This window comes from uncultured Virgibacillus sp., from assembly GCF_947495635.1.
Taxonomy (GTDB): domain Bacteria; phylum Bacillota; class Bacilli; order Bacillales; family Amphibacillaceae; genus Virgibacillus; species Virgibacillus salarius.
This window is the reverse complement of the sequence record NZ_CANMAB010000073.1, coordinates 1-20,913: the sequence shown is the minus strand read 5'-3', so window position 1 is coordinate 20,913 and position 20,913 is coordinate 1. Positions and strand designations below refer to the sequence as shown.

Here is a 20,913-nt window from a genome sequence, read left to right as displayed (position 1 = left end):
ATTTCAAAATAACTACTTGGCTTAACGCAGTCATTGCACTGATTTTATACTTTCTTAACTTAGAACAAAAGCGCAAGATTAGAAACGGAGCGACTGGAGCGAGTCAACGAAGATAAAGGAAGCACGGCGAGCTTGCGAGCCGATGATGATTTAGCTTAGGGCGATCTGTGAAGTCGCCTAGCTTCTGGGCGCTTGCGCTTGACGCGGCTTTACACGCTCATATTTATCTACATGGGATAATTTTATAATTTTTCCTAGACTACGAGAAAAACGTACTGAGTAATACTCAATACGTTTTTCATGCTACAATATTTTATTTAAAAATTCCTTCGTTCGATCAGATTGAGGATTGGTAAAGATTTGGTCTGGTTCTCCTTCTTCGACAATAACACCATCATCCATAAAGATAACACGATCACCAACTTCTCTAGCGAATCCCATTTCATGTGTTACGACGAACATCGTCATTCCTTCTTTAGCAAGTTGTTTCATAACTTCTAGTACTTCTCCCACCAATTCAGGGTCTAATGCAGAAGTTGGTTCGTCAAATAGCATCATTTTTGGCTCCATTGCTAGTGCCCGAGCAATCGCAACCCGCTGTTGCTGCCCACCAGATAACTGCTGTGGATATTGGTCAGCCTTATCAGCTAAACCAACCTTCTCTAATAGCTTCATTGCTCGATTCCTTGCTTCTTTTGTACTTAAATGCCGTACTTTACAAGGAGCAAGCATTAAGTTCTCAATAACTTTTTTATGAGGGAATAGATTAAATTGCTGGAAAACCATTCCTACTTCCGTACGTACCAGATTTATGTTTACCTTTGGGTCATTTAAGTGGTTACCATCAACGATAACGTCCCCTTTCGTTATTGACTCAAGCATATTTAGACAACGAAGGAAGGTGCTTTTTCCTGATCCACTTGGTCCAATTACACAGACGACCTCAGATGGTTGGATTTCACAATTGATCCCTTTTAATACTTTGTTTTTGCCAAAGCTTTTATGCAAATCTTTTACCTCAATCATTGAATATCTAGTCTCCTTTCAATGACTCTTAGAATAAAGGATAATGTAAGTGTAATAGCAAGATAAAATACAGCAACTGTAGTGTATATCTCTACGGCATTAAAATGATTCGCAGCGATCAGTCTCCCTTGAAAAATTAATTCTGGAACTAGAATGACGGATAGGAGCGACGTATCCTTTATACTAATAATAAATTGGTTTCCTAATGGTGGGATCATTCGTTTGAAAGCCTGAGGCCAGATAATATAACGCATTGTTTGACTATGATTTAAGCCGAGAGAACGTCCTGCCTCTGCCTGCCCTCTATCAATTGATTGCACAGCACCTCTGACAATTTCTGCAATATATGCACCTGAATTTAGGGCAATTACAATAATACCGGCAATGATAGATTCAATTTCAAATCCGATAATTAGTGGAAGCGCAAAATAAATCCAAATAGCCTGTACTAATACCGGCGTACCTCGAATGATTTCCACATATACAGTAGATATCCCCTTTATAACCTTATTATTAGCTATTCTACCTAGACCGAATACCCCACCCAATATAAAACCAATGGCTAAGCCAACAACAGAAATCAATAATGTATAATATAACCCTGTAACTAATTCCGGGAGAAAGTCGATTACTTGAAGCCAATTAAATTCAACTGCCACCTTCGTCTCACCTCACTGTCAGAGAAAAACTAAGACCTACAGCGAAGTATAAGCCTTAGTTTTTCTCTACTTCTTTGTTTAGTTATTCTGGCTTTTTACCGAACCATTTTTCATAAATTTCATCGTATTTCCCATTTTCCTTCAGCGTTGCAAGTGCATCATTAATCGCTGTAACTAACTCTCCCTGTCCTTTAGAAATAGCTATACCATAATCTTCTGCTTGGTAAAGATCACCTACAACCTTTAGGTTATCTCCCTTTGTCTTGATATAATAATTAACATTTGGTGCATCATATAAAATAGCATCCGCACTACCATTTTCTACCGCCAAATATGCTTGGTCTAACTGTTCAAATTGACTTGCCTTCGCATTTTTAATATTTTCATTAATATACGTAGCACTAGTAGAACCAAGTCTAGTTGCTATAGTTTTCCCCTCAAGGTCTTCCATACTTTTTATGGAATCATTATCACTGCTGACCCCAATTGCTAAACCTGACTGATAGTATGGATCACTAAAGTCAACCTTCTTTTTTCGGTCTTCCTTTATACTAATACCAGCGACTGCAATATCAAAGGAACCAGTTTGTAGACCAGGGATAATACCATCGAAATTGGTTGTCTCTAATTCTATTTCAAATCCAACTTCATCAGCAATTGCCTTAATTAGTTCAATATCAAAACCTACATATTCACCATCTTCCTTAAATTCAAATGGCACGAACGAAGTATCACTTGCTACTGTATATATATCTTTTAAACCACTCTCATCAGCATTTTTAGAACTATCGCCTTCTTTTTCTGCATCTCCTTCAGAAGAGCCACAGGCTACTAATAAACTAATAATCCCTAGCATTACGAAAAGGATGCTAAGTTGCTTCAGTCTGCTACTATTCATGAATAATCCCCCTCAGTTAGTAAAAAATGACTGCCACTTATTCATAGTATCAAAGATAATATTTTTTAAAAAATTCTAAATTTAGGGATAACGTCGAAAGAAATCGCCTCATGTAACATCTCGTGATAATAGTCAGAAAATGCGTATGTATAGTAGAAATAGCTTGCAAATACTGCAATACATTAAAAAATTCATACCTACGTATATAAAGTAAAACTTCAATCAGTTAGTGGTTTGCTTATCCCATACTGATTGTTCGTACCACAAAGGTATGACCTAAAGGCCTTTGAACCAATCGGATATTTACTGGCAGTCCATTGACACTTACCCATATTGGCTTCATTTTATTGCTGAAAATGGGGGGATTACTGCCAGTTATATGTGGGATAAATCCCCTTAGTGTTTGTATGACGAGCTATCATTCTCTATTGCTTTATATAATTACAGAACCTATATTTACCCATATAAGCTATACAATATTTTAAAAATGAAAGGCTATCCAACGAGTAATTATTACACGTCAAATAGCCTTTTCTATTGTTTCATTATTCTCCTAATACAGTTTTAGCGATTTTCTTATCTAAATCTTCAAAGTCATGATATGAAATGGTTTCATATAATTCCTTTCTTGTTTGCATGTCGTTCACACCATCTTTTTGTGTTCCTTCTTCTTTAATTAATTGAAAGATACGTTCATATGCCTTTGCTGCCACCCTTAAAGAAGTAACTGGATATATCACCATCTTAAAGCCCATACGCTGAAACTCATCAGCTGTTATATAAGGCGTTTTCCCAAACTCGGTCATATTCGCTAATAAAGGTACACTTATTCTTTCAGCAAACAAGCGGAATTCTTCATCTGTTTGTAGTGCCTCAGGGAAAATCGCATCTGCACCTGCATGAATATAAGCCTCTGCTCTTTTAATTGCTGCATCCAATCCTTCATTTGCTCGCGCATCTGTCCTTGCAACAATTACTAAAGATGGTGCTACCTTTTTAATCGCTTGTATTTTCTGTTCCATTTCTTCCTTGGTTACTAGCTGTTTTCCATTTAAATGACCACACTTTTTGGGTAACTGTTGATCTTCAATTTGAACTGCAGCTACATTTGCCTCAAACATTTCTTGTGCAGTTCGCGCAACATTCAACACACCACCAAATCCTGTATCAATATCAACGAGCACAGGTAAATTCGTAGCACGGATGAGGTCTCGTGCCCTATCCGCTATCTCTGTGGAAGTAACCATACCAAGATCAGGTAATCCTTTACTTGCTGTATATGCTCCTCCTGATAAGTATAAGGCAGAGAAGCCAGCATCTTTAGCAACAAGTGCTGCCATTGCATCATGTGCTCCAGGAATTTGTAAAATCGATTCTGCTTGCATCAATTCCTTGAATTGATTAGCAAGTTCTATCTGTGTTTTTGGTTGATCGACAATCCATGCCATACGTGATGTCCTCCTTCTTACTTCACCAATAATTCCATAAATTCATTAACATTCATGGCAGTAAGCTTTTTATAATCATAGCTCACAGCTTCAATCTGCTTTAATTGCTTGCTAGCATATTGTGTTGCCATGTTTTGGGCATATTTTTCGAGAATTTTTGGCACCGCTTCTTCTCTACGGAAACGATGTCCTAATGGGTATTCACAATCCACTTGTTCTGTCGAAGTTCCATCCTTAAAATGTACTTGAACAGCATTTGCTATGGATCGCTTGTTAGGATCTAAATAATCTTTAGAATAATTTTCGTTCTCGGAAACTACCATTTTTTCACGTAACATATCTACTCGAGGATCAGCTGCAACGTCATCTTCATAGTCTTCTGCAACAATATTCCCTTTTAATAAACCGATGGCAGTTATATATTGAAGGCAATGGTCACGGTCAGCCGGGTTGTTTAAAGAACCTTTTTTGTCAATTATACGAATTGCAGATTCATGGGTCGTAATAGTAATGTGATCAATCTCGTCGATGCGCCCCTTCACTTCTGGATGTAGCTTTACAGCTGCTTCAGCCGCCGTTTGGGCATGAAATTCAGCGGGATACGATACTTTAAATAATACATTTTCCATCACATAGCTATCGAATGGTTGTTTAACAGTTAGCTCTTGCTTATTAAACAGCACATCTTGAAAGCCCCAACCAGGAGCACTGAGAGCAGTCTTATATCCCATTTCTCCCTTTACAGCCATCATTGCTAGACGAACTGCTCGACTGGTTGCATCCCCTGCAGCCCAAGATTTCCGAGAACCAGTATTTGGCGCATGGCGATAAGTACGTAAGCTTGAATTGTCAATCCATGCATTAGATAATGCATTAATGATCTCTTCACGATTTCCACCAAGCATCTTCGTGACAACCGCTGTTGTAGCAATCTTTACAAACATTACGTGGTCAAGTCCAACGCGGTTCAAGCTGTTTTCTAATGCCAGTACGCCTTGAATTTCATGAGCTTTAATCATTGCTTCCAATACATCATGAACGTTTAATGGTTCCTGTCCTTTAGCTAGTCGCTCTTGACTTACAAAGTCTGCAACTGCAAGTATTCCACCTAAGTTGTCAGAAGGATGCCCCCATTCTGCTGCTAACCATGTATCATTATAATCTAACCAACGAATGATCGTTCCAATATTGAATGCGCCTTGAACCGGATCAAGAACATGAGAGGTTCCTGGTACCCTTGTGCCATTTGGGACAACTGTTCCAGGTACGATAGGTCCTAAATGCTTGGTGCATTCTGGGTAGTTTAACGCAAGGATCCCACAACCAATCGTATCAATAAATACATAATGAGCGGTTGAATAAGCTTCCTCGCTCGTAATCTCTTTATTTAATACATATTCAGCAATTTCCTCTAAAAGTGCATCCGTTTTCTTCTGTTCATCAACTTTCAACATGAATTTTCTCCCTTTCTCTCACTGATAGCTAGTATTAATCGATAACCTTCTTAATAACTTTCTCCAATATAATTTACACGAGGACGGAATAAACGATTATTATTATGCTGTTCAATAACATGTGCAGCTAAACCAGCCGTCCGCGCACTAAAGAAAATCGGAGTATATAACCCTATAGGTATTCCTAACATCCAATACACTGGGGCAGCATAGTAATCCAAATTAGGGTATAGCCCTTTTTCTTCTCGCATTACCTTCTCACCAGCTTCACACATTTCAAGTAGCAATGAATCCCCTTTTTTATCGCATAACTGTTTTAGAGATTCCTTCATTACTAATGCTCTTGGGTCCATTTTTTTCATATATACTCGATGTCCAAATCCCATAATCTTTTCTTTTTTCATCAGCTTTTTCTGTAGTAGTTCTTCGAATTCTCCAACAGACTTTGCCTCATTTAACATGTACATAACTGCTTCATTTGCCCCTCCGTGAAGATTTCCCTTCAAAGAAGCAACGCCACCAGTCAATGCACCATATAAATCAGAATTTGTTGAGGCTATAACCCTTGCAGTAAATGTTGAATTAGGCATTTCATGCTCACTATATAATAGAAGCGAGCGATCAAAAATCTCTGCCTCCCAAGCTTCTGGTTCTTCCCCTGTAATCATATACAAGAAGTTAGCACTATACGAAAGCTCTTGGTTCGGCTGAACTGCTTCTTGGCCATGGATTAGCCGGTAACTATTTACAGTAATCGCAGGAAGATTACCTAATAACGCATATGCCCTACGCTTATTTGCTTCTAGGGACCGATTTTCTATATCCTCATCATACCCAGAAAGCGCTGACAAACCTGTCCGTAATCCATCCATTGGATGTGTTTGTTTTGGTAATAAAGCTAATAGCTTCATCACATCAGTCGGTATATCGTAATTCGTTGTTAATTCCTTTTCCAATACTAACTTCTCTGTTGAATCGGGAAGCGTACCATTAAGCAGGAGATGCACAATATCAATGTAATCATTACTCTTAGATAGTTCTATCAGTTCATGGCCACGAATAATTATTTTTTCCTGTTCTGTATCAAGGAAGGAAATAGCAGTTTCTGAAGCTATTACCCCATCTAAACCCGGAACATACTTTTCTTTCGTACTCATATACATCCTCCTTTAAGATAATTCATTGTTTAATAGTTCAGTAATTTCATTATATTCTATAGTTCTATTATAAAATTGAAATGAAAATTAGAAAAATATATAATTTTAATTATTAGCCATAATTTTTTTCTATATCAAGCATAAAATTAGGAGAGATTCTGAAATGAAAATACAGGATTGGGAAATGCTTGCAACCTTATATGCTACAGAAAATATTACTCAAGCGGCACATCGCCTGTTCTTATCACAGCCTACGCTAACATCTCGATTAAAAAAACTCGAAAACTATTATGGTGTGCAACTAATTATTCGAAAGCAAAGAGGAATCACCTTTACACCTGAAGGGGAGCAATTAGCACAGCATGCCAAGAAAATGCTTTATGAACAGCGAAAAATTGAAGAGCGGCTACATAATATGAAGGAACAAGTAGCTGGTACGATTAGAGTTGGCGTTTCTAACTTTTTTGCTTTAAATAAAATGCCAAAATTACTACGATTATTTAAGCAAAGCTATCCGAATGTTGAATTTCAAGTAGTCACTGGCTGGAGTAGCGAAATGCATCGGCTGATCCTCAATAATGATGTCCACATTGGTTTTATCAAAGGTGATTATGTGTGGAACGAAAACAAAGACCTGCTTTATGAGGAAGAAATTTGTATTGCCTCACCATGGGATTTTACATGGAAAGATCTCCCTGATTTACCACGAATTGACTATTATACAGATGAAAAAATGAGAAGCATTGTAGATCAATGGTGGTATAGCAATTACAAACAAACGCCAAATATAAATATTCAAGTTAGTCAAGTCGAAACATGTAAAGAAATGATTATTAATGGATTAGGCTATGCGATTTTAGCTAATTTAGTTGTCCGCCCCTACCCAGAACTAATTATCAAACCGTTACAGCATCCTTCAGGTAAAGCAATCACTCGAAAAACATGGATGTATTATCATGAGGATACATTACAGTTGAACATCGTTCATGCCTTTGTTCGTTTTATTCAAACACTGGATGTAAAGGCATTATAAGTCAGATAAGCTATCAAACATCGTAGCTAAAAAGCATTTGAATGGATTACTTAAATACTACTTATTCATACCATATTACATTGCAACACTTAAAATCAATCTGTTTTTTGTCACTACGCAGTATCATTCTAATCCGCTTACGAATAAAACAACAAATTACTCTCTGTCACAAATATCTCTTCATTATCGTCTTGAATTATAAGGTGATACTTCAATCCGTGGGAATTTTTTTATCTCCTACGAATGGTTAGTACCACAAGGGTATGGCCTAAAGGCCCTAGAACTAATCGGACATTTAGCTGGCAGCTGTTCCCACACTTATCCATATTGGTTTCACTTTATTGCTTGAAAGTAAAGGCTTACTGCCAGTTATATGCGGGATAAAAAGAGATAATAGGAGGTTATTTCATGGTTCAAAAATGGGATGTTGTTATTGTTGGAGGAGGATTAGCAGGCTACGTAGCGGCCAATTTTTTAGCTAAAACACCTTTGAACGTGTTACTGTTAGAGAAAGCAAAGCAGGTTGGAGGACGTGCAAGAACAGATATAATCAATCATCAATTATTTAATTTAGGCCCTCATGCTCTTTATAAAAAAGGAATGGCCCGAACTATATTAGAGGAATTAAACATTACGCTTGAAGGAAACACGCCAAAACTAGGTGGTATCTTAATTGAAAATAATACGAAATATGTAGCGCCATTCTCCCCACTTGGACTCTTCAAGACCACTTTTTTGAATTGGAAAGAGCGCAAGGAATGGGTGTCTATATTGATAAAAATAAAAAATTCCAACCGTGATGAATTAGACACCAAGACTTTCCACGAATGGGTTCACCAATCTACCAATTCAGAGAAAGTCCGCTCATTACTTTATATTATAGGCAGATTAGCAACATACTGCCATGCTCCTCATAAAGTTAGCGCATATGTTGTTATCTCTCATATCCAGTATGCTATAGGAGGTGTCACTTATTTAGATGGCGGATGGCAAACAATGATTGATCAACTTCATAATCAAGCAGTTATCTCAGGAGTGGAAATCCAAACAAAGTCAAACATGAAGCAAATTGTCAAAAATAAATCTGATCAATTTCAGTTAACGCTGTCCAATGGGGATTGTCTTCAAACGAAACACGTACTCTATACAGGAGCACCAGATAATTTAAACAACGTAATAGCCGAATCATTCCCCTATCTCCAAAGAAATTTCCTAGAAGAAATCGTACCCGTAAAAGCTGCAACTTTAGATGTTGCATTAGAGAAACTCGCTAAGCCAAAACAATTATTTGCTATGGGAATAACAACCCCCTACTATTATTCTGTTCATTCAAAATATGCTAGGCTTTCCCAAAGTGGACAGTGTACAATCCTTCACGTTCTTAAATACCATCATCCAGATGAAAGGATATTTGGGAGACAAGAGCAAACTAACCTTGAAGCGTTCTTAAACAAAATACAACCAGGCTGGCAAGAATATGAAGTGGCACGTAGGTTTCTACCGCAAATAACCGTAAATTACCGTCTACCTCAAGTTGGGGAAAGGAAAAATTTCTGCCAATCTGAAACTCATATTTCCGGGTTATTTATTGCTGGTGACTGGGCATCACCAGATTCTATACTATCAGAGGGTGCTGTTGAGAGCGGAAAAAAAGCAGCCATTGAAATTATGCAAAAAGAAGGAAGGTCATCTCATGCAACTTAATAATGAAGCGTATCGACTCTATCAACCTTTGTTATTTTCATTAGGTTACCGAATGCTAGGTTCAGTTGTAGATACGGAGGATATTGTACAGGAAACCTTCCTACGTGCCTATCAAATCAAAGATCAGAAGATTGAAAACAAAAAAGCTTATCTTTGTAAAATGATGACCAACCGTTGTCTGGATTTTTTAAAATCTGCAAAAAAAAGACGAGAAGTGTATATTGGGCCATGGAACCCTGAGCCTTTATTCTTTTTTAGTGACATGCACGATCACCCCTCAGAAGCTCTACTACAAAAAGAAGGATTAAGTATTGCTTATTTACGAATGATGGAGCAGCTGTCTCCTCACGAACGAGCCGTTTTACTATTGCGTGAGGTATTTGACTTTTCTTATCGAGAGATTTCTACCATCGTAGAAAAGACGGAGGATAACTGCAGAAAACTATATAGCCGTTCAAAGCAAAAAATCTCAATTGTAGAGAACGAAAGCTTACATTATGAGAGAAATAAAGACGTTGTCAACCGTTTTCTCAAAGCCTTCCACATACAAAATACGAGTGAACTGCTTGAGCTAGTATCGGATAAAGTTACCTTGTATTCAGATGGTGGAGGGAAAGTCAAAGCCGCTGTTCGTCCAATTCGAACACGTACGAAGGTTTTAGCATTTTTAATTGGTATAAGAAAAAAGACCGCAGAAGACTATTACTACGAAATCAGAAACGTTAATGGCCAGCCCTCTCTCATCAATTATATGAATGGTACCATTCATAGTACGGTCAGTTTCTATATTCTTCATCGTACAATTAAAGAAATTTATATAACGATGAATCCTGATAAATTGAAACTTCAATCCGCAGGGGTTTTGTTTACCCGCTGATTGGTAGTACTACAAGGGTATGACCTAAAGGCATCACTCTATTCCCAAAGCGTGCAAACCTAATACTTTACAAACTCCATACAAAAATCTGCCCTAGAAGCAAGCTTTCCCATGGGCAGATTTTTTTAAGATTACTATCAGCGTGTAAAGATCTATCGAACATTTATACTTAATGATCACTCTTCCATTATACGCGACACGATTTAACGGACATGTCATTATTTAAAGACTTTAAATATCTTTAATATCTATAATCAATCCAAAAAAATAAATAAGCAGGTTATTTCCTGGCAATAAAGACATATAAAGAGTCTGTTGGAAAGAATTTTTGTATTATATCCATTCCAGCATTTGTTATTTCTTGTTCCATTATTGATGAGGAAATTCTCGGTGGACCATCATTAACATGATCTAGCTTCTCTATTTCAACACATACAAAATAACCAGATTCTTTAAGGACACGTTTTATTTCCTGCAACGTTTTGGATATCGTTTTCGTCTCATGTAATACTAATGAAGCAAGGACAATGCCTATAGAATCATTTGATAGTCGAATATGATCAATGTCCGCTTGCATAGCCTTAATATTTGTAAGGTTCTCCTTTTGTGCTTTAGTATTTATAATTTCTAACATATTTGGATCTCTATCTAATGCGTATACAAGGCTGTCAACCGCTTTAGCTGCTGGAATTGTTAAATATCCAGTACCTGCACCTAAATCTAATATTGTATCCGTTCTCGTCATTGGGAGTAAATTCAACAGCTTTTCTGGAGGTAGGTCCTCCCTCCTTTTAGATCCATCTAAAAATTCTATTTTTCTTGTGAAAATTTCCTTTTCTTTCGAATTACATTTGTGTTCCTTCATTCATAGCCTCCTTTATATAACACTGAAAACAAAATCTTCAGCAATTCCATATTGACAAAACTTATAAAGTGAAATGTCAACCAGTTGGTTTTTTGTTTATCCCCCGCTTACCAATTTTGCTTTCTCTTTGGGGTATTACTGCTAGTTATATGTGAAATAAATTTGCTGACAATGCTGCTTTAGAAGTCTTCTTCCATTAACGCTGCATTGACTCCTAATGCAGCTTTACTACCTTCTGCTGCAGCAATAATTAATTGAGTTGCCCCAGCTAATAACGTGTCCCCGCTTGCATATACACCTTCCACATTTGTTCTTCCAAAGTGATCTACTTTTATCCCTCCTTGATCGTTGAATTCACAGTCTAAGTCTCGACCAATGGATGACGCTTGTTCCCATTCTGGTGTAACAAATCCTCCTTCTCGTGTAATGCTCTCACCACCAGCAAAGGTAATCCCTTTTAAATACCCATGATCCCCTTGCAATGAGGTAATTTCTTGCTCATATATGATAATGCCCTTGCTGTTTAATTGATTTTTTTGTTCCACCGAAAGGATTTGCTTGCCATTTGTACATACAATTAGATCTTTACTCCAATTAAAGACCACTTTAGCCATATGGAAAGCTCTGTTATTTTCAGCTATTAGAGCCAATGGTCGATCCCTTAATTCCCAACCATCACAAAATGGACAACTAAATATACTGGTGCCATAAAACTGATTTACTTGAGCTATATTGGGTAAGGTTTCTTTCAGTCCAGTCGCTAAAATAATCTTTTTAGCTTTGTAAACCTCGCCGTCATCTGCTTTGATTGTGAATACCTGTTTATTTTTATCCACCTGTAAAACACGTTGTTTTTTGATGATAACATTTGGATACTTACTTAATTCCTCTCGTGCAATTTGTTTGAACTCTAACGGATGAATACCGTCCCGTGTGATAAAGCCATGGGACTCGTTCGTAACGGCGTTTCTCGGTTTATTATCATCAAATAAAATCGTTTTGCGCTTAGACCTTCCAAGCATCAGTGAGGCATTAAGCCCAGCTGGACCTCCGCCGATAACAATACAGTCTAACAGCATCTAAATCATCCCCATTCCCTTTTTATGATTATTTCTTGACCAACAAACAAATAGCTACGAATTTAGCTTTAATTCTTCTGATCATTAGCTGTGTAGTTCACAGCTTCTTTTATCCCCCTCCATTAAATCTATTCTAGATATATAATATCTATAATTTGTATTATATATTAGCACGCCATTAAATGAAACGCAAACGAATTTTTCATCTAGGATGAAATTAAAATCGTTATCCCCAAAGCCGAATAATAAAATAAATGTTCATACGAGGTGCAGTCAAAATACGTAGACTTTTTGACAAAGAAGATCGCTTCTCAAGGCCTTCCTTATCCTACGGGAAAAGTCCAGTTGAAGATCTCGCAGAAAGTGATCTTTGCTTTCCTAAGAACCTAAAGCTGTGCCCCGGAAAGAAAGCTCTTTCCACGAGCACGGCCACAGCTAACTTGGTAAAGAAAAACACGTTACCACGTGAATCTTCGGACTCGTACTGTTCCCGCCGGAGTTTCGCTTATTTCAGGTGCTAAAGGAATGATTCTAATCAAAAAACGAAAAGATAATTAATTTCAACTAAATTATCTTTTCGTTTTTTATTGTTTCTTCGTTCTTTTGTCTCGGCCTCTTCAACTTGTAAATAAACCCTTGGTTTACTACAAGCATTTTTGTATATGAGCAGGCGAACGCCCAAGTCTTCTCGTGCAAACCACACTGTGGGGGCTGGAATCGCCCGTTTTTCCGCAGAAGTTTTCTATTATTCGCTGCCCTAAACTGAAAAGAAGCTTCTTGATGTTAATACACTGTTTCCGAAAGATATGTTTCTCTGTATACTGGAGAGATTAATAACCCATTCGTTCTTTAATTCTCGCTGCATTAGATTTAGAGGTCAACATCTCTAATAATATGAACGCCACCTCTATGGCAGTTCCTGGATTAGATGAAGTAATTATATTTTCATTAACGACAATTCGATCCTTGGATACCTGTACACCATATGTAGCTAATTGCGCTAATCGTTTGCTAGTTGGAAAATTATACGTAGTAGCCTGACGATTGTGTAAAATCCCACTATGCGCAAGTGCTAAAGAAGCTACACAAATAGCGGCAATGGGTTTTTGATGTGCATTAAAATGTTGTATTATTTCTTGAAATGTTTTACTAAAAGCATCGACATAAAAATTCGCTTCTTCAAAGCCTCCAGGAATTGCTAATGCATAAAATTCAGTTAAATCAATTTCTTCAACTAGCTTTTCTGGTGTAACCTGAAAATTCCATGTTGCTTGCAGCGTTGGATGAAGCCCGACTGAAGTAACGGCTGTCGATCCATCACCTTCTAATTGATTCCAACCAAGTACATCTGTAAAAACACTTGCTTCGTAAGCCTCAAAGCCATCTGCAAGTAATAATAATACCTTTTTCATAAGAAGTCCCTCCTTTATTTCTTCACTTAAGTTTAATTAATTTCCATGACTACTTAAATAGATATTGAACGGTATTTAGTTGAATTTTCCTTTGTTTTAGTGGATAATTTAATTAAATACTTTATATAATTAGGAGAATTTATGGACCACATCGATTATGAAATTTTAAAGCAGCTCGAGCAGAATGCAAAAATGACCACAAAACAAGTCGCTGCTCATGTACATCTATCTGCACCTGCAGTAGCTGAGCGCATTAAAAAACTCGAAGATCAACAAATTATTAAAGGCTATCAAACATCGATTGATGTAAACAAGCTTAATCGTTCCATTATTGCGCTTGTATTATTTAAATCCAACGACTGTAAGAGGCTGGCACAATTTTGCTACAACCATCCTGATGTACTGGAATGCTACCGAGTTGCCGGTGAAATCAGCTATATTGCTAAAGTAGCAACACAATCAGTAGAAACCCTTGAAAAATTTATTGATCAATCTATGACATATGGGACACCATCTACAAATATTGTAATGTCTGAGCAAAAAAATTCAGTTTTATAAGATGGTACACACATTCCTACTTTTCTATATAAACAAATGCTTGGCTACAACATTAAAATCTTAAAGATGTTTAGAATAAAGTGGAACTCCAGTCAGCTGGAGTTTTGTATATCTCTCCACTGATTATTCGTACCACAAGGGTATGACCTAAAGGTCTTTGAACCAATCAGACATTTATTGGCAGTCGAACCCGCACTTATCCTTATTGGTTTGACTTTATTAGGCTTACCGCCAGTTATATGTGACATAAATTTGGAATAGTGCATGTTGAGGAGCATCCATTTTAATGGTACGATTAAAATCACTTGTAGATAATGAAACTCTATAATAACTACAATATGCACAGGAGGAAACAATGAAATATTCGAAGGCTACAAATTATGCATTACACACAATGGTATATTTACTCCTCTTACCTAGGGGTAGCACAATCGGCGTTCAGCCCTTAGCAGAAATACAAAAGCTTTCTCCGAGCTATCTTTCGAAGATCTTAACCAAGCTTGCTAAAGGTGGGCTCATCGAGTCAACTCCAGGTGTCAATGGTGGATATAAAATTTCTAAGCCAAAAAACGAAATCTCATTTCTCGATGTCATTAGAACAATTGAAGGTCATTCAAGTCTATTTCATTGCTCGTTAAATCATCAAGAAGATTGTCTAATCGAAAATGTGATGATGAAAGCAGAACAAAACATGAATAGCGAATTAGACCAAACGTACCTCATTGATATTGCCAATAAAGCAAATGATGAAATGGTTCGTTATATAAATGAACGAGCTAATAAATAATTTTGCACCATAAATAAAGTAAACCTTCAATCAATTGGGGATATTGTTTATCCCGACGATTGTTAACGGAACCCATTGATTAGACATTTACTGGCAGTCGACCTCCCACTTATCCATATTGGTTTCACTTTATTGCTTGAAGTCGAGGGTATTATTGCCAGTTATATGCGCGATAAATGAAATTAGGAAGCTCTAACTATGGTTTAGGATTGGTTCGTTCCTCTTGCTAGCACTATCGGATCTCACCAAAGGAGTCTGCGTTACTTCCATAGATAGCGTAGTTCGTTGTTCTCTAGAACCTACTCCACTTCCTACGATTAATAGGTAAAGTCATCGTCAAATGACTTTACCCATCTTTAATCTTAATATGTTTCTCTTAAACACGTTCGGGATTACCGTTTTGCGAGATAATATACTGCTGATACCGCGTGATATAAGCCTGCGTACATTCTACTGTTAAGCGTGTGCCATTTTCTTCATAGTTCGTAGTGATCACATTTGCCTGTTCGTTTAGATTTGCTACGACCTGCCCCTGATCAAATGGAATAAGCATCTCGCATTGGATTAAATCTTTAAAGATCTCCCGATTAATTACTTCTATTAATTCATGAATACCAACCCTTTGCTTTGCTGAAAGATATACCTTATTCTCCTCTACTGCTGGTATGTCTACGTCGATTATATCTCCTTTATTTAAAGCATAAATAATCGGAACGTTTTCAACACCTAAGCTCAATAGTGTTTGCTTCGTAACCTCCATTAAATTTTCATGATTCGGTTCGGAATAATCAACGACATGAATAATTAAATCAGCTTCTACCACTTCCTCTAAAGTAGAACGGAATGCCTTTACCAAATGATGAGGGAGTTTACTAACAAAACCTACTGTATCTGTCAGCAGAAAGGATTTGTTAGCAGGCATAGGAATCTTCCTTACCGATGTTTCCAATGTCGCAAATAGCATATCTTTTTCAAAAACCTGTTTATTTGAAGAGGGGTTAAACTGTTCAACCATAGCATTCATAATAGTTGATTTTCCAGCGTTCGTATAGCCGACTAAGGACACAACTGGAAGACCACTTTGTTGACGCTTCCTCCGCTGTATGCCTCGCTGAGCCACTAACTCCTCTAGCTCTTTATTTAATACTGCAATTTTCTCTTCAATCTTACGACGGTCAAGCTCAAGCTTTGTTTCTCCAGACCCTCTATTATTTAATCCCACTCCGCCACCTTGTCTACCTAAATCTTCATTCTGACCAATTAGGCGTGGGAGCATGTACTCAAGTCTTGCCACTTCCACTTGTAGCTGTGCTTCTCTTGTTTTGGCCCGTTCTGCAAAAATATCTAGAATTAACATCGTACGGTCACTAACGACTATTCCCAGCTTTTCCTCAAGAACACGTATTTGAGATGCTGTCAACTCATCATTAACAATAATCACCTCTGCATCCTTCCTCTGGATCAGTTCATGCAATTCTTCGATTTTTCCTTTCCCAAGATAATGCGCTTTATGAATACGAGCTAACTTCTGCGTTAGCTCTCCCACTACTTCGATATGACGTGCAGCGGCCAGTCCTGCTAATTCCTCCATAGAATACGCAAAACCCTCCGATTGATTTTTAATATCTACACCTACATTAATTGCTTTTTTCATATTAACATTCCCTTCCATTCTCTCTTAAAATTAAAAATCACAGGTCTTCTACCTGTGATGGAAAAGTAAATGGATGGAATCAAAAAATGCATAAATCCTTATTGGCTCGTTTCACACAAAAAATACAATTCACCCACAATAGTAAATATTGTATGAACAGTCAAGGTCAAGAAAGCTATTTAATTTGCATGTACTGACTATTTTTTAATACGACAAAAAGAGGGTTGAATCGTTCCCTCTTTGGCAAAAACACCGTATAACAAAGGCTTCCTTAAAAATAGACAGACCCATTCCATTTACTCCACACACAAGCAGAGTCTTTGACCATATTCAGTTAACGGTTCAAAGCTTGGAAACGTAGTCTGATAATATACACAAGGAAAACCTCCGTTCATTTAAGTTAACTTTATTATACAGATGAAATGTAAATACTTCAAGCGTTTACAAAATATTCTGGATGTCCCACATTTTAATAGCTATTTTCATTTACAAAGTAACTACTTACAAATCACTATCAATTTGTGTACGATTACTATAAGCAGCTCTCAAAGGAGGATGTAACCATGAAGCAAAAAAATTGGATAGGAGTGCTGTTATTTTCTACAGGTATTATAGTCAGCTTTTTCTTAAGTTTTCAGGCATTTAAAGATACATACCACATCGTTTCCTTCTATTCTAACGGGAAACGTGATTATGCAATTGATTGGGTGAATTTCGTACAGCGGGTTATTCCTGCTATTGTCATAGGCTTCATCTTTATCGGACTATCTGAAGTTATCAAATTACTGGATAAAATTAACAGAAGAAGGAGCTAATCCTAAACAAATGGTGAATAATAAAGTGAAACTTTAATCCGTGTGGGTTTTTGTTTATCCCACACGGATGGTTCGTACCACAAGGGTATGACCTAAAAGCCTTTGAACCAATCGGACATTTACTGACAGTCGATCCACCACTTATCCATATTGCTTGGAGCGGGGGCTTGCTGCCAGTTATATGTGAGATAGATTTATACATGATACCATCTCTTCCTGGAATGGTAAAAAACTCTTTGTTCTAAATCAATATATATTGCATAGTGTATAGAGTGTGTGAAATAAAAACAGTTAGTGAAATGAAAAAAGTTGTCCCATTCTATCTAATAAAGTAAAATTTCAATCCTTGGGGGTTTTGTTTATCTCACACGAATGATTCTTACCACAAATGTATGACCTAAAGGCCTTTGAACCAATCAGACATTTACTAGCAGGTAACAATAGTTGTTTTTTATTGCTTGAATCAGGGATTTTACTACCAGTTATATGTGGGATAAAACCAAAGATAGAAAAAGATTCAACATAGGATTCTACACTATTCTGTTTCATGTTACAGTAAATAAAAGGAGATGAAAAAATGAAGAATCTGAAGTGGGTGCTGTTTTGTCTTATCACAAGCATCGTGATTGTTCTTTGCCTCGGAACTACAACTATATTTGCTAATTCGAATGAAACGTCTTCAAAAGACACTACATCAAAAAAGGCTCCTGATTTACCATCTACTCAAGAATCTACAGAAATTGATCCTGCTGGATATTGGACAGAGGAAAAAATGAAAAATGCTACTCCTGCAGATGAAAAGCTTCCTAAAGAAAACAAACCAGCCCCAAACGAATATGATAATACTGAAAGCGAGAAACCTGGTAATGCATCCGATCCAGTTGGACCAAAGCATGCGACTATAAATGTAGTCGTTCCCTCGACAGCTGGCAAAGTATTTTTTTCCTATCAAGGAAATGATTATGTATGTTCCGCTTCAGCAATCAATAGCGATGCCGAGAACCTTATCATTACTGCTGGACACTGTGTTCATGGCGGAAGTGGGGAAGGTTGGCATTCTAATATTGCTTTTGCTCCAGCTTATTATGATGGGGATTTACCGTATGGACTATGGAATTGGCAAGAGGCACGCACTTTCAATGGTTGGATAAACGATAGTAACTTTAGTTATGATCAAGCATTTGTTACTGTTAGACCGAGTAACGGAGAAAACCTAATCCATGTAGTCGGAGGAAATGGTCTTTCTTATGGCTATAGTCCAGAACAACAGAATGTTCGTATTTTCGGCTGGCCAGCAGAGGATCCGTATGATGGTGAAAGACCATATTTTTGTGATGGTGACACATATAAACGCCTGTTTAGTAGTGATGCTTATATGAATTGTGATATGAATGGTGGTGCAAGTGGTGGCCCATGGTTAAGGGAAATCATAGATGAGGACCTCGGATATGTTTTCGCAGTCACATCACGAAGATCTACCTCTGGAACACCTCGTTTATATGCAACTCCAAATTCACAAGCAGTAAAGGATATGTTTGATTTAATGGATTAAGCGATAACATTTTCAAAAAAAGAATATTCCTATAAAAGAAGTGGAACACACTTTTGTTCCACTTCTTTAGGTATTAAGCTATCTTCCCCAATTAACTACGTACATCATAGTGGCAATTATATCTGGTTATATTTGCAAATTTTTGTTGCTGATTAACAATTGCAAAACCATTTTTGAGGTAAAAGCCTAGAGCATCATCATCCGTTTCTACAGTGATGATGGACGGCTTTAATTCCTCCATCATGTAAGCAATCATTGTACTGCCAATACCAGACTTTTGCAGATTTGCTCGAACTGCTATATCTTTAATAACTGCGTGACATGTATCTTCATCATAGCTTACAATAATGACTCCCACCATGCGCCGATCGTCTCTATAGCCAAATGCTAGTATCGTAGGTTCATTTATATATCGACGTACTCTAGCGGCTAGCTTTTCCTGGGTAGGCATGTATACACTTTCCTTCAATATTTCTAGTACCTCAGATTCTTCCAGCTCTTCTTTTATACCATGAAAGCTAGTAATTACAGTCACCATCCCTTTTATATCGATTGTTTTTCATAACCAATAGCGGATTCCTATAAGGTTATACTTCCTCGATAACAGGGTTCGGTTTTTTCTGTGTTTCAAACACCGTTCCCCCCACCTCAACCTTTTTCATTTTACCGTTTCAGGAATATAAACATTGCTTCGGTATCCAGCCAATTTCTCCATTATCGTTTTTAATTAAGGTATAGCCTGAACAATCATTATTGATAACCTTTATGATTTCACCTTGCTGAACAGATAAAAAAGTTGTACTTATATCATTATTACTTATTAGTTGATTGTTATTTCTCGTAATGAACTCATTCTTTACCCACTGTGTTATTCCAAGTTCTATATTTTTGCAATGTGTAAAGAATGGCTCCTCTTTAATTATTTCAAGCTCATAATTCGGATATGTAACAGTGCCTACTCTAGCCGTTGTGTCTTGATGAGATTGTTGAATCATTGCCATTTCTTGTAGTTCATCTACAAATGTAAAAGAAATTTGCTCTCCATCCACCACTAAAGCATTAAGCTGTCCTTCGCGTTTAATTTGATTCCCACCATCAATAGCTATGATTCGTTTATCTAAATCAATTAATGGATTATTTGAACATATCGATTGCGTTGTGTAATTCACGACTGGCCAATGTCCAACAATAACTGTTTTATCCGCACGGTGTCCCTTTTCATAAAAAGCAGGCATAGACAAAGCATTTTCTATAGTCGTAGACTGCCAATTGGGAATATCCTCAATCCCAGCATGAATAATGATAAAATGCTCTGTTTCATAAGCGATGGGAAGAGCTTCTAACCAATCAATTTCATTTTTATAATGCGTACGATAAAATTTACTCAGATCCTTAAGACTATGAAAATCAGCTAGTGATTTATCTTGTTTTTTCAGCATTTCGTTTAAGATTGAATTTGGTTGCTTCTTCATATAATTTTTAATGCCTTCGACTTCATTAAATACATAGTTTATTAATATATCACAATTACCTTTTGTTACATATACACGTTCCAATTGAGCCGTTAAGGAAGTGAGAAAATCGATTACGCCTAGACTGTCTGCTCCCTTTTCACACATATCTCCATTAATAAACAGATAATCTTCTGGCGTATATGCTATTTTATCTAATAATTTCTGCAACAACTGTAAATTCCCGTGAATATCTGATATAACGATCATTCTCCTATTTTTATCGAGTGCTAACTTGCTTGCATTCATCATTTTTGTAATCCCCTATTCTAGCTAATCACAGGTTTTTGTATTTTGATTTATCATTAGTGTATCATATTCTATGTAGCAAGCATCTGCAAAAAAAGAATGGGGCTGGGACAAAACCCAGTAACTGAAAAAAGTGGTACGCCAATTTAGGGCGTATCACTTTTTTTACTTTTTT

The 20,913-nt window shown here is 37.0% G+C and carries 20 protein-coding genes; 8 read left to right on the top strand and 12 right to left on the bottom strand.

What is annotated here, in order from left to right:
* Nucleotides 1-303: 303 nt before the first annotated feature.
* The 6 genes from Q1A47_RS14655 to mmgD form a co-directional block, all read right to left on the bottom strand.
* Nucleotides 304-1,026, bottom strand: coding sequence for an amino acid ABC transporter ATP-binding protein (locus Q1A47_RS14655; protein ID WP_121604693.1), 723 nt, complete (start codon nt 1,024-1,026; stop codon nt 304-306).
* Nucleotides 1,023-1,685, bottom strand: a complete 663-nt coding sequence (locus tag Q1A47_RS14650; RefSeq protein WP_026679966.1) for an amino acid ABC transporter permease — start codon at nt 1,683-1,685, stop codon at nt 1,023-1,025. Before Q1A47_RS14650 ends, Q1A47_RS14655 begins: the two co-directional genes overlap by 4 nt.
* Before the next feature lie 82 nt (nt 1,686-1,767).
* Nucleotides 1,768-2,583: a glutamine ABC transporter substrate-binding protein gene (locus Q1A47_RS14645; RefSeq protein WP_166530780.1), complete on the bottom strand. Its 816-nt coding sequence runs from the start codon at nt 2,581-2,583 to the stop codon at nt 1,768-1,770.
* A 545-nt stretch (nt 2,584-3,128) separates the two neighbouring features.
* The gene (prpB, locus tag Q1A47_RS14640; protein ID WP_166530781.1) at nt 3,129-4,031 is read right to left on the bottom strand and encodes a methylisocitrate lyase; all 903 of its coding nucleotides are present in this window, start codon (nt 4,029-4,031) and stop codon (nt 3,129-3,131) included.
* 17 nt (nt 4,032-4,048) lie between these two features.
* Nucleotides 4,049-5,485: a 2-methylcitrate dehydratase gene (gene prpD, locus Q1A47_RS14635; RefSeq protein WP_166530782.1), complete on the bottom strand. Its 1,437-nt coding sequence runs from the start codon at nt 5,483-5,485 to the stop codon at nt 4,049-4,051.
* A 50-nt stretch (nt 5,486-5,535) separates the two neighbouring features.
* A complete protein-coding gene (gene mmgD, locus Q1A47_RS14630; protein WP_121604691.1) occupies nt 5,536-6,642 on the bottom strand; it encodes a citrate synthase in 1,107 nt (368 codons plus the stop codon).
* A 163-nt stretch (nt 6,643-6,805) separates the two neighbouring features.
* Here mmgD and Q1A47_RS14625 point away from each other — a divergent pair, with 163 nt between their 5' ends.
* The 3 genes from Q1A47_RS14625 to Q1A47_RS14615 all read left to right on the top strand — a co-directional run bounded on the left by Q1A47_RS14625 (nt 6,806) and on the right by Q1A47_RS14615 (nt 10,256).
* Nucleotides 6,806-7,675: a LysR family transcriptional regulator gene (locus tag Q1A47_RS14625; RefSeq protein WP_026679971.1), complete on the top strand. Its 870-nt coding sequence runs from the start codon at nt 6,806-6,808 to the stop codon at nt 7,673-7,675.
* A 408-nt stretch (nt 7,676-8,083) separates the two neighbouring features.
* Nucleotides 8,084-9,379 (top strand): NAD(P)/FAD-dependent oxidoreductase, encoded by a 1,296-nt coding sequence (locus Q1A47_RS14620; RefSeq protein WP_166530783.1) that lies wholly within the window; start codon nt 8,084-8,086, stop codon nt 9,377-9,379.
* On the top strand, nt 9,369-10,256 hold the full coding sequence (locus Q1A47_RS14615; RefSeq protein ID WP_166530784.1) for an RNA polymerase sigma-70 factor: 888 nt from the start codon (nt 9,369-9,371) through the stop codon (nt 10,254-10,256). Before Q1A47_RS14620 ends, Q1A47_RS14615 begins: the two co-directional genes overlap by 11 nt.
* Nucleotides 10,257-10,536: 280 nt before the next feature.
* Here the strand turns inward: Q1A47_RS14615 and Q1A47_RS14610 are convergent, their stop codons facing one another.
* From Q1A47_RS14610 to Q1A47_RS14600, 3 genes are all read right to left on the bottom strand, one after another.
* Entirely contained in the window at nt 10,537-11,121 is a 585-nt protein-coding gene (locus Q1A47_RS14610; protein ID WP_166530785.1) for a class I SAM-dependent methyltransferase, read from the bottom strand.
* A gap of 179 nt (nt 11,122-11,300) precedes the next feature.
* Complete coding sequence (locus tag Q1A47_RS14605) at nt 11,301-12,200, bottom strand: NAD(P)/FAD-dependent oxidoreductase (protein WP_166530786.1); 900 nt, start codon at nt 12,198-12,200, stop codon at nt 11,301-11,303.
* An 830-nt stretch (nt 12,201-13,030) separates the two neighbouring features.
* Nucleotides 13,031-13,612, bottom strand: a complete 582-nt coding sequence (locus tag Q1A47_RS14600; protein WP_166530787.1) for a DJ-1/PfpI family protein — start codon at nt 13,610-13,612, stop codon at nt 13,031-13,033.
* A 141-nt stretch (nt 13,613-13,753) separates the two neighbouring features.
* Between Q1A47_RS14600 and Q1A47_RS14595 the strand changes: the two genes are divergently transcribed.
* Together Q1A47_RS14595 and Q1A47_RS14590 are read left to right on the top strand one after the other, a co-directional pair.
* Nucleotides 13,754-14,170, top strand: a complete 417-nt coding sequence (locus tag Q1A47_RS14595; RefSeq protein ID WP_166530788.1) for an Lrp/AsnC family transcriptional regulator — start codon at nt 13,754-13,756, stop codon at nt 14,168-14,170.
* A gap of 355 nt (nt 14,171-14,525) precedes the next feature.
* Nucleotides 14,526-14,957: an Rrf2 family transcriptional regulator gene (locus tag Q1A47_RS14590; RefSeq protein WP_166530789.1), complete on the top strand. Its 432-nt coding sequence runs from the start codon at nt 14,526-14,528 to the stop codon at nt 14,955-14,957.
* A gap of 376 nt (nt 14,958-15,333) precedes the next feature.
* Here Q1A47_RS14590 and hflX read toward each other — a convergent pair whose 3' ends face one another.
* Nucleotides 15,334-16,629 carry a GTPase HflX gene (gene hflX / locus Q1A47_RS14585; RefSeq protein ID WP_166530790.1) on the bottom strand — a complete coding sequence of 432 codons (1,296 nt, stop codon included), beginning with the start codon at nt 16,627-16,629 and terminating at the stop codon, nt 15,334-15,336.
* Between the two features lie 545 nt (nt 16,630-17,174).
* Here hflX and Q1A47_RS14580 point away from each other — a divergent pair.
* The 3 genes from Q1A47_RS14580 to Q1A47_RS14570 all read left to right on the top strand — a co-directional run bounded on the left by Q1A47_RS14580 (nt 17,175) and on the right by Q1A47_RS14570 (nt 18,978).
* The gene (locus Q1A47_RS14580) at nt 17,175-17,426 is read left to right on the top strand and encodes a hypothetical protein (RefSeq protein ID WP_026679980.1); all 252 of its coding nucleotides are present in this window, start codon (nt 17,175-17,177) and stop codon (nt 17,424-17,426) included.
* Between the two features lie 50 nt (nt 17,427-17,476).
* A complete protein-coding gene (locus Q1A47_RS14575; protein WP_299632409.1) occupies nt 17,477-17,671 on the top strand; it encodes a hypothetical protein in 195 nt (64 codons plus the stop codon).
* A 332-nt stretch (nt 17,672-18,003) separates the two neighbouring features.
* A complete protein-coding gene (locus Q1A47_RS14570) occupies nt 18,004-18,978 on the top strand; it encodes a serine protease (RefSeq protein ID WP_166530791.1) in 975 nt (324 codons plus the stop codon).
* Between the two features lie 91 nt (nt 18,979-19,069).
* Here the strand turns inward: Q1A47_RS14570 and Q1A47_RS14565 are convergent, their stop codons facing one another.
* Both Q1A47_RS14565 and Q1A47_RS14560 read right to left on the bottom strand, forming a co-directional pair.
* Complete coding sequence (locus tag Q1A47_RS14565) at nt 19,070-19,513, bottom strand: GNAT family N-acetyltransferase (RefSeq protein ID WP_166530792.1); 444 nt, start codon at nt 19,511-19,513, stop codon at nt 19,070-19,072.
* Between the two features lie 136 nt (nt 19,514-19,649).
* Nucleotides 19,650-20,741 carry a metallophosphoesterase gene (locus tag Q1A47_RS14560; RefSeq protein ID WP_166530793.1) on the bottom strand — a complete coding sequence of 364 codons (1,092 nt, stop codon included), beginning with the start codon at nt 20,739-20,741 and terminating at the stop codon, nt 19,650-19,652.
* Nucleotides 20,742-20,913: the final 172 nt, after the last annotated feature.